General features: G+C 70.2%; 7 protein-coding genes, 1 tRNA gene and 1 pseudogene. 2 read left to right on the plus strand and 7 right to left on the minus strand.

Annotated features, from left to right (window positions below; translation table 11 throughout):
* Window positions 1–16: 16 nt before the first annotated feature.
* Both ACFWW8_RS12655 and ACFWW8_RS12660 read right to left on the minus strand, forming a co-directional pair.
* The gene (locus ACFWW8_RS12655; RefSeq protein ID WP_386527284.1) at window positions 17–1,027 is read right to left on the minus strand and encodes an NAD(P)H-dependent glycerol-3-phosphate dehydrogenase; all 1,011 of its coding nucleotides are present in this window, start codon (window positions 1,025–1,027) and stop codon (window positions 17–19) included.
* Window positions 1,024–1,776 (minus strand): lysophospholipid acyltransferase family protein, encoded by a 753-nt coding sequence (locus ACFWW8_RS12660; RefSeq protein WP_386527287.1) that lies wholly within the window; start codon window positions 1,774–1,776, stop codon window positions 1,024–1,026. The genes ACFWW8_RS12655 and ACFWW8_RS12660 overlap by 4 nt, the downstream gene beginning before the upstream one ends.
* A gap of 231 nt (window positions 1,777–2,007) precedes the next feature.
* Between ACFWW8_RS12660 and cofC the strand changes: the two are divergent.
* Window positions 2,008–2,622 (plus strand): annotated as a pseudogene (gene cofC, locus ACFWW8_RS12665) (2-phospho-L-lactate guanylyltransferase); the annotation flags it as partial.
* A 358-nt stretch (window positions 2,623–2,980) separates the two neighbouring features.
* On the opposite strand, the gene ACFWW8_RS12670 reads toward cofC, so the two are convergent.
* The 4 genes from ACFWW8_RS12670 to leuC form a co-directional block, all read right to left on the minus strand.
* Complete coding sequence (locus tag ACFWW8_RS12670; RefSeq protein ID WP_386527290.1) at window positions 2,981–3,670, minus strand: HU family DNA-binding protein; 690 nt, start codon at window positions 3,668–3,670, stop codon at window positions 2,981–2,983.
* A 145-nt stretch (window positions 3,671–3,815) separates the two neighbouring features.
* Window positions 3,816–4,043 (minus strand): hypothetical protein, encoded by a 228-nt coding sequence (locus tag ACFWW8_RS12675; protein ID WP_386527294.1) that lies wholly within the window; start codon window positions 4,041–4,043, stop codon window positions 3,816–3,818.
* Window positions 4,044–4,180: 137 nt separating this feature from the next.
* The gene (gene leuD / locus ACFWW8_RS12680) at window positions 4,181–4,774 is read right to left on the minus strand and encodes a 3-isopropylmalate dehydratase small subunit (RefSeq protein WP_386527296.1); all 594 of its coding nucleotides are present in this window, start codon (window positions 4,772–4,774) and stop codon (window positions 4,181–4,183) included.
* Window positions 4,775–4,779: 5 nt separating this feature from the next.
* A complete protein-coding gene (gene leuC, locus ACFWW8_RS12685) occupies window positions 4,780–6,207 on the minus strand; it encodes a 3-isopropylmalate dehydratase large subunit (protein ID WP_386527299.1) in 1,428 nt (475 codons plus the stop codon).
* Window positions 6,208–6,391: 184 nt separating this feature from the next.
* On the opposite strand from leuC, the gene ndgR reads away from it, so the two are divergent.
* Window positions 6,392–7,108 carry an IclR family transcriptional regulator NdgR gene (ndgR, locus tag ACFWW8_RS12690; protein WP_150517662.1) on the plus strand — a complete coding sequence of 239 codons (717 nt, stop codon included), beginning with the start codon at window positions 6,392–6,394 and terminating at the stop codon, window positions 7,106–7,108.
* A 162-nt stretch (window positions 7,109–7,270) separates the two neighbouring features.
* On the opposite strand, the gene ACFWW8_RS12695 is transcribed toward ndgR, so the two are convergent.
* Window positions 7,271–7,343, minus strand: a tRNA-Glu gene (locus ACFWW8_RS12695).
* Window positions 7,344–7,430 lie beyond the last annotated feature (87 nt).

Here is a 7,430-nt window from a genome sequence, read left to right on the forward strand (position 1 = left end):
GACGTCCGGAAAGGACTCAGCGCCGTTCCGGTTTGGCGCTGCGCCCCATCAGTTCCTTGAGCGCGACCAGGGTCGGCTTGCCGTGGTGCACGATGTCGACGACGGTGTCCGTGATGGGCATGTCGACCCCGTGGCGCCTGGCCAGATCGGCCACCGACTGGCAGGACTTGACCCCCTCGGCGGTCTGCCGGGTGACCGCGATGGTCTCCTCCAGGGTCATCCCGCGGCCGAGGTTGGTGCCGAAGGTGTGGTTCCGGGACAGCGGCGAGGAGCAGGTGGCGACGAGGTCCCCGAGGCCGGCGAGGCCGGAGAAGGTGAGCGGGTCCGCGCCCATCGCCACGCCGAGCCGGGTCGCCTCGGCGAGTCCGCGGGTGATGAGGGAGCCCTTGGTGTTGTCGCCGAGGCCCATGCCGTCCGCGATGCCGACGGCGAGGCCGATGACGTTCTTGACGGCGCCGCCGAGTTCGCAGCCGACGACGTCAGTGCTGGTGTACGGCCGGAAGTACGGGGTGTGGCAGGCGGCCTGGAGGCGCTGGGCCACGGCCTCGTCCACGCAGGCGACGACGGAGGCGGCGGGCTGCCGGGCGGCGATCTCGCGGGCCAGGTTGGGGCCGGTGACGACGGCGATCCGGTCGGCGGGGACCTTGGCCACCTCCTCGATGACCTCGCTCATCCGCTTGGCGGTGCCGAGTTCGACGCCCTTCATGAGGGAGACGAGCACGGTGCCGGGGGCGAGGAGCGGGGCCCAGGAGGCGAGGTTGTCGCGCAGGGTCTGGGAGGGGACGGCGAGGACGGTGAAGTCGGCGTCCGCCGCGGCCTCGGCCGGGTCGGTGGTGGCCCGGAGGTTCTCCGGGAGCACGACGTCCGGCAGGTAGTCCGGATTGGTCCGGCCGTGGTTGACGGCGTCGGCCAGTTCCCGGCGGCGGCCCCACAGGGTCACCTCGCAGCCGGCGTCGGCGAGCACCATGCCGAAGGCCGTGCCCCAGGAGCCGGTTCCGTAGACGGCTGCCTTCACGCGACGTGTCACTTCTTGCCCTCCCCTGCGGCCTTGCGCCGCTGCTGTGCCCTGGCCTTGCGGTGGTCGTACGGCTGCGCGGGCGCGCGCTCGCCCCGCACCTCCTCCAGAAGGGCCGTGATGGCCGCCATGACGACCTCGGTGGCCTCCTTGAGGACCTCCGGCGTCGGTTCCCTGTCGTAGAACGCGGAGAGGTCCACGGGGGGCCCCGCGAGCACCTGGAGGGTCTTGCGCGGGAAGAGGCGGAGCCTGTCCCGCTTCGCGTACGGCGGCATCGCGAGGTTCGCGCCCCACTGGGCCACCGGAATGACGGGGGCCCGGGTGATCAGCGCCACGCGCGCGGCGCCGGTCTTGCCGGCCATCGGCCACATGTCCGGATCGCGGGTGAGGGTGCCCTCCGGGTAAAAGGCCACGCATTCGCCGCGCTCGATCGCGTCCACCGCGGCCCGGAATGCGACCAGGGCGTTGGTGCTCTCCCGGTAGACCGGGATCTGCCCGGAACCGCGCAGGATCGCGCCGACAATAGGGACCTTGAAGAGGGCGGCCTTCGCGAGCAATCGGGGCACGCGCCCGGTGTTGTACTGGAAGTGCGCGTAGGAGAGCGGGTCCAGATACGAGTTGTGATTGACGGCGGTGATAAATCCGCCCTCGGCCGGAATGTGCTCCATTCCCCGCCAGTCCCGCTTGAAGAGCACTACCAGCGGCGGTTTCGCGATGACCGCCGCCAGGCGGTACCAGAAGCCGATTCTGCGGCGGGACACTCGGACACCTTCCTCTAGGACCGGTGCGCGGCTCGGCCACCTCGTCGGCCGGACAAGTGTCGCCCCGGGCCCGGTCTCTGTCGAGAACACCGTACGCCCCGCTCGCGCCACCGGTCCCCCGGGTCGCCCGGGGAGGGCGACAATGAGCCGAGACGTGACCCGGCCATGACCTGACCATGGCATAAGCCTGCGCCGGAGCGCACCGGAGGGAAGGGATCGGCCACGAACGCCGTGTGGAGTCTGGTGGTCCCGCTGAAGCCCCTGGAGCTGGCGAAGAGCCGTCTCGCGGCGGCCGTCGGCGCGTCCCGTCCGGGGTTGGCCCTGGCTTTCGCCCTGGACACCGTGGCGGGGGCGCTGGCATGCGCCGCGGTGGCCGATGTGGTGGTCGTCACGGACGACCGCACGGCCGGCAGGCAACTGTCGCGGCTGGGGGCGCGGATCGTTCCGGACGCGCCCGCCTCCGGGCTCAACGCGGCGCTGGCCCACGGGGCGCGGGCGGCCCGGGCGGCCCGGCCGGGGGTGGCGGTGGCCGCGATGAACGCCGATCTTCCGGCCCTTCGGCCGTCCGAATTGCTACGCGTGCTCGATAACGCTTCGGCATTTCCCCGGGCATTTCTGGCGGATGCCGCCGGAATCGGGACGACCTTGCTTTCCGCTGCGCCGTACGTGGAATTGGCACCCTCGTTCGGCGGTCTGTCCAGGGCCCGGCATTCGGACTCGGGAGCCGTGGAAATCACGCTGACGGGGGTCGACAGCGTGCGCCGGGACGTGGACACCGCGGCGGACCTGCGGGCGGCCCTCGTGCTCGGCGTGGGGCGGCACACCGCCCGATACAGTGCCGGTATGCAGGCGACCGCGTACACGTACGACTCCCAGACCCGCAGCGGCAGCGTGCTGCTGGACGACGGCACCCCGGTGCCCTTCGACTCCCCGGCGTTCGACGCGGGCGGCCTGCGGCTGCTGCGGCCCGGGCAGCGGGTCCGGATCGAGACGGACGGCGAGGGCGCGGGCCTGCGGATCACCCTCGTCACGCTGCAGACCTTCTGAACCTCTGCGTCTCTGAGCCTCTGAGCCTCTGAGCCTCTGAGCCTCTGACCTGGAGTTTCGGCCCGGCACGGACGCTCGTGGGCGCCGGCGTCCGAACAGCACCGCGGGCCGGCTTCCCCCGAGGGGGAAGCCGGCCCGGCGTGTGTGACTCGTGCCCCTACTTCTTGCGGGCGGTGGTCTTCTTCGCGGTGGCCTTGCGCGTCGCCGTCTTCTTGGCGGGCGCCTTCGTCGCTGCGGTGGCCTTCTTGGCGGCCGGAGCGGTGTTCTTCGCGGCGGCGGTGGTCTTCTTCGCCGCCGGCGTCGCCTTCTTGGCCGTGGCGGTGGTCTTCTTCGCCGTGGCCGTGGCCTTCTTCGCGGTGGCCGTGCTCCTCACCGCCGTCTTCTTGGCGGTCGCGGTGGCGGCCTTCTTGGCGGTGGCCGTGGTCTTCTTCGCGGCCGTGGTCTTCGCCGCCGACTTCTTGGCGGTGGTGGCCTTCTTCGCAGCGGCCTTCTTGACCGTCGCGGAGGCGGCACCGGTCAGGCTGCCCTTGGGCGCCTTCTTCACGGACACCTCGCCGCCCTTGGGCAGCTTCTTGGTGCCGCTGACCAGGTCCTTGAAGCCCTGGCCCGCACGGAAGCGGGGCACCGAGGTCTTCTTGACCCGGACGCGCTCTCCGGTCTGCGGGTTGCGGGCGTAACGGGCCGGGCGGTCGACCTTCTCGAACGAGCCGAAGCCCGTGACCGAGACCCGGTCGCCTCCGACGGTAGCGCGGACGATCGCGTCCAGTACCGCGTCGACAGCGTCCGCGGCCTGCTGACGGCCGCCCAGCTTGTCGGCAATCGCTTCTACGAGCTGCGCCTTGTTCAACGTCTTCCCCTTCGGAGACTTCGCCAGAACGAATGTGTTCAAGCTTATTTCGCACGTTAGGCGGATATATACCGCAAATCAAACACGAAACGGGCTAATCACCCTAGTGCCGCAACGCTGTAGGCCGTTACGGAGTTCCTTCGCATCAGTCGCCTTCAGGGAATCGACCCTCGTCGAGGTCCTTCATCAACCTGTCCAGGCGCCTTGCCGCGTCGGCGAGATCGTGCTTCGCCGAAGCCGTGGCGACCAACAGCTTCCGGGACAGCGCCATCCTTACGCCCTCCGGGACTTGCAGTGAGCGCACCCTTGCGTGTGCTTCTTTCAGTCGGTCCGCGACGAGTTCGTAGAGCTCAAGTTGACTGTCGCGTTCCATGCACAGATTGTGCCATCTGGGGCGAGTTGTCGCCTCACGGGGCCTCAACACACAGCTGTGCCCCCCACCGGACGGTGGGGGGCACAGTGTTGTCGATGTGGTCGCCGAAAGGCGAATAAGCGCTGATCAGGCTGGAATCAGAGCCTAATCGTGCGGGGCTTGAAGGACGGCCGGGTGCTTTCGTAGGTGGCGATGTCCGCTTCGTTCTGAAGGGTGAGCGAGATGTCGTCCAGCCCCTCCAGAAGCCTCCAGCGGGCGTTGTCGTCGAGCTCGAACTCCGCGACGACGCCCTCCGCCCGCACCTGGCGGTCGACGAGGTCGACGGTGATCTCGGCCAGCGGGTCGGCCTCGGTCAGCTTCCAGAGCCGCTCCACCGTCTCCTGCGGGAGCACGACGGTCAGCAGACCGTTCTTCAGCGAGTTGCCGCGGAAGATGTCGGCGAAGCGCGAGGAGATGACCGTCTTGAAGCCGAAGTTCTGCAGGGCCCAGACGGCGTGCTCGCGCGAGGAGCCGGTGCCGAAGTCGGGGCCGGCGACCAGCACCGTGGCGCCCGCGCGCTCCGGACGGTTGGTGACGAACTCGGGGTCCTTGCGCCAGGCCTCGAAGAGCCCGTCCTCGAACCCGTCGCGGGTGATCTTCTTCAGCCAGTGGGCGGGGATGATCTGGTCGGTGTCGACGTTGCTGCGGCGCAGCGGGACGGCCCGGCCGGTGTGGGTGGTGAAGGCTTCCATGGTGTTCAGACTCCGGCGGTCGCGTGGGCGTCGGACAGGTCGGCGGGCGAGGCCAGATGGCCCAGTACCGCGGTGGCGGCGGCCACCTGCGGGGAGACCAGGTGCGTCCGCCCGCCCTTGCCCTGCCGGCCCTCGAAGTTGCGGTTGGAGGTGGACGCGGAGCGCTCGCCCGGAGCCAGTTGGTCGGGGTTCATGCCCAGGCACATCGAACAGCCCGCGTGCCGCCATTCGGCCCCGGCCTCCTTGAAGACCTTGTCCAGGCCCTCTTCCACGGCCTGCAGCGCGACCCGGACCGAGCCGGGCACGACCAGCATCCGTACGCCGTCGGCCACTTTGCGGCCCTCGATGATCCCGGCGACGGCCCGCAGGTCCTCGATGCGGCCGTTGGTGCAGGAACCTACGAAGACGGTGTCCACCGTGATGTCGCGCAGCGACTGTCCGGCGGTCAACCCCATGTACTCCAGGGCCTTTTCGGCGGCGTGGCGCTCCGAAGCGTCCTCGTACGAAGCGGGGTCGGGGACGTGCCCCGACAGCGGGGCGCCCTGGCCGGGGTTGGTCCCCCAGGTGACGAACGGGGCCAGCGCGGTGCCGTCGATGACGACCTCGGCGTCGAAGACCGCGTCGTCGTCGGTGCGCAGCGTCTTCCAGTACGCGACCGCCGCGTCCCACTCCTCGCCCGCGGCGGGGGCGTGGTCGCGGCCGCGGAGGTACTCGAAGGTGGTCTCGTCGGGCGCGATCATGCCCGCGCGGGCGCCGGCCTCGATCGACATGTTGCAGATGGTCATGCGGGCTTCCATCGACAGCTGCTCGACGGCCTCGCCGCGGTACTCCAGGATGTAGCCCTGGCCGCCGCCGGTGCCGATCCGGGCGATGATCGCCAGGATCAGGTCCTTCGCGGTGACGCCCTCGGCCAGCGCGCCGGTGACGGTGATGGCCATCGTCTTGGGCCGGGCCAGCGGGAGCGTCTGGGTGGCCAGCACGTGCTCGACCTGGCTGGTGCCGATGCCGAAGGCCAGTGCGCCGAAGGCGCCGTGCGTGGAGGTGTGGGAGTCGCCGCAGACCACGGTGGTGCCGGGCTGGGTCAGGCCGAGCTGCGGTCCCACCACGTGGACGACGCCCTGCTCGACGTCGCCCAGCGAGTGCAGGCGCACGCCGAACTCGGCGCAGTTCTTGCGCAGCGTCTCCAGCTGGGCCCGGGAGACCGGGTCCGCGATCGGCTTGTCGATGTCGATGGTGGGGGTGTTGTGGTCCTCGGTCGCGATGGTGAGGTCGAGGCGTCGGACGGGCCGGCCGGCCTGGCGCAGACCCTCGAAGGCCTGCGGGCTGGTCACCTCGTGCAGCAGGTGCAGATCGATGAAGAGGAGGTCGGGCTCGCCCTCGGCGCGCCGGACGACATGGTCGTCCCAGACCTTCTCCGCGAGTGTCCTACCCATCGCTTTCCCTCCGGCCGCCCGGTTGTGGCGGCGCTTCATAGAGATCTGTTGCGCCTGATCGCCCGTACCCCACGCACCGGACGACGGCTCGGACCCAGTGGTTCGTGGACCCGCACATACAGACTCGCTGGTTCTTGGAAAAATTGAACTTGCGTTTCACAGTGTGAGACGCGAATATCGTTTCATGGACAACTCTAGCGGCGTCGGCGTTCTCGACAAGGCAGCTCTGGTATTGAGCGCACTGGAGTCCGGTCCGGCCACCCTCGCCGGGCTGGTCGCGGCGACAGGGCTCGCACGACCCACGGCGCATCGCCTTGCCGTGGCTTTGGAACACCACCGGATGGTGGCGAGGGACATGCAGGGCCGGTTCATCCTCGGCCCGCGGCTGGCGGAGCTCGCCGCCGCGGCCGGCGAGGACCGCCTGCTGGCCACGGCGGGACCGGTACTCACCCATCTACGGGACGTGACGGGGGAGAGCGCGCAGCTCTACCGCCGTCAAGGGGACATGCGCATCTGCGTGGCGGCAGCCGAGCGGCTGTCGGGCCTGCGGGACACCGTCCCGGTGGGCTCCACCCTCCCGATGAAGGCGGGCTCGGCCGCGCAGATCCTGATGGCCTGGGAGGAGCCCGAGCGGCTCCACCGCGGTCTGCAGGGCGCGCGCTTCACGGCGACGGCGCTCTCGGGCGTACGCCGCCGGGGCTGGGCCCAGTCGATCGGCGAGCGGGAGCCCGGCGTGGCCTCCGTCTCGGCGCCGGTGCGCGGCCCCTCGAACCGCGTGGTGGCCTCCGTGTCGGTCTCCGGCCCGATCGAACGGCTGACCCGCCACCCGGGCCGGATGCACGCCCAGGCCGTCATCGACGCCGCGGCGCGCCTGACCGAAGCCCTGCGCCGCACCGGCTGACCCTTCCGTTCCCTTCCCCCCACTCCCCCGGGTCCGGGGGCGCGTACGACGCCGCACACGTCCGAACACGCGCCCCCGGGCCCGTACTCACAATGGCTCCGGATCCGTCCGGGAACGGCGAAGAGGCCCTCCGCGATGATCGCGGAGGGCCTCTTCGATGCGTACCCCCGACCGGATTCGAACCGGCGCTACCGCCTTGAGAGGGCGGCGTGCTAGGCCGCTACACAACGGGGGCCAGCTGGTGTTGCCTCGTACTGCGCTGGGCTACCAGGACTCGAACCTAGAATAAGGGAACCAGAAACCCTCGTGTTGCCAATTACAC

This window comes from Streptomyces sp. NPDC058701, from assembly GCF_042715295.1.
In the GTDB taxonomy this organism is placed as follows: Bacteria; Actinomycetota; Actinomycetes; order Streptomycetales; family Streptomycetaceae; genus Streptomyces.